2 protein-coding genes and 1 pseudogene are annotated in these 1,428 nt (G+C 58.8%); all 3 read right to left on the minus strand.

The annotated features are described in order from the left end of the window. Nucleotides 1-157: 157 nt before the first annotated feature. Entirely contained in the window at nt 158-439 is a 282-nt protein-coding gene (locus AB4Z11_RS31675; protein ID WP_442030137.1) for an FAD assembly factor SdhE, read from the minus strand. A gap of 12 nt (nt 440-451) precedes the next feature. After that, nucleotides 452-1,162: a succinate dehydrogenase iron-sulfur subunit gene (locus AB4Z11_RS31680; protein ID WP_442030139.1), complete on the minus strand. Its 711-nt coding sequence runs from the start codon at nt 1,160-1,162 to the stop codon at nt 452-454. A 13-nt stretch (nt 1,163-1,175) separates the two neighbouring features. Next, nucleotides 1,176-1,428: pseudogene (locus tag AB4Z11_RS31685) on the minus strand (succinate dehydrogenase/fumarate reductase flavoprotein subunit); the annotation flags it as partial.

Raw genomic sequence — 1,428 nt, forward strand, 5'->3', positions numbered from 1 at the left:
ACGGTGCCCTTGTAGATCGGCATGTCAACGGATGGGCTGCCATCCGAGAACGACAGGGTTGCTTTGGTATCAGAAATGTTCATAGGACTCTTCCTTCTTGGAGAGATGCGGCTTAATAAAAAACTTACTCTGGCGGCGCCAGGCCATCAAACAATGATCAGGCCTTGCGCAGGCGTTGCAGCAGTGCGTGCACATGCGGCAGATCGATCTCGCCTTCCGGCTCCTTGCGGGCCAGCACCAGATCCATCAGCGCATTGTCCGACAAATCGAGGAGCCGCGTGAGTGCGTCCACTTCTTCGTCAGTCAATTCCGTTTCGTGCGCATCCAGAAAACGCGTCAGGATGATGTCGTTTTCCAGCAGGCCCCGTCGGGCGCGCCAGCGAAGGCGCGCGCGGTTCGACGGGTCGGCCTGATGCGCACGTTTTTCCAGTTCAGCCATAAATCTAAAAAATCAGATTGCGCGGCGAACCATCAGTTCCTTGATCTTGCCGATGGCCTTGTTCGGGTTCAGGCCTTTCGGGCACACGTCCACGCAGTTCATGATGGAGTGGCAGCGGAACAGACGATATGGGTCTTCCAGGTTATCCAGACGCTGGCCGGTGGCTTCGTCGCGCGAGTCGGCGATGAAGCGGTAGGCTTGCAGCAGGCCGGCCGGGCCGACGAACTTGTCCGGGTTCCACCAGAACGATGGGCAGGAGGTCGAGCAGCAAGCGCACAGGATGCACTCGTACAGGCCATCCAGCTCTTCACGTTCGGCAGGCGATTGCAGGCGCTCTTTCTCCGGCGGGATCGAGTCGTTGATCAGGAACGGCTTGATCGAATCGTACTGCTTGAAGAACTGCGTCATGTCGACGATCAGGTCGCGGATCACCGGCAGGCCTGGCAGAGGGCGCAGCACGATAGGCTCGCTCAGCTCGTTCAGGTTGGTGGTGCAGGCCAGGCCGTTCTTGCCGTTGATGTTCATGGCGTCCGAACCGCACACGCCTTCACGGCAGGAGCGGCGCAGGGCCAGGGAATCGTCAACGTCGGACTTGATGCGCTGCAGGGCGTCCAGCAGCATCTTGTCGGTGTCCTTCAGCTCGACGGTCACGTCTTGCATGTACGGCTTGGCATCCTTGTCCGGATCGTAACGGTAAATCTTGAGTTTGAGAGTGCGTGGCATGTTCTTCTGGCCCTTAGAAAGTACGTGGTTTCGGTTTGAAGGTGTCAACCGTCAGCGGCTTGGTTTGAACTGCCTTGTATTCCAGGCGGTTGCCTTCCGAGAACCACAGGGTGTGCTTCATCCAGTTGTCGTCGTCGCGATGCGGGTAATCGTTGTGGGCGTGGGCGCCACGCGATTCCTTGCGTGCTGCTGCGGAGGTGATCGTCGCTTTGGCGGTCTCGATCAGGTTGTCCAGTTCCAGCGCTTCCACGCGGGCGGTGTTGAAC

The sequence above is a fragment of the Pseudoduganella sp. RAF53_2 genome (genome assembly GCF_052113985.1).
Taxonomy (GTDB): Bacteria; Pseudomonadota; Gammaproteobacteria; order Burkholderiales; family Burkholderiaceae_D; genus Rugamonas.

Bases quoted from the DNA above. Each gene is read 5' to 3' on its own strand.
- AB4Z11_RS31675 (WP_442030137.1), bottom strand. From the start codon at position 439: ATGGCTGAACTGGAAAAACGTGCGCATCAGGCCGACCCGTCGAACCGC.
- AB4Z11_RS31680 (WP_442030139.1), bottom strand. From the start codon at position 1,162: ATGCCACGCACTCTCAAACTCAAGATTTACCGTTACGATCCGGACAAG.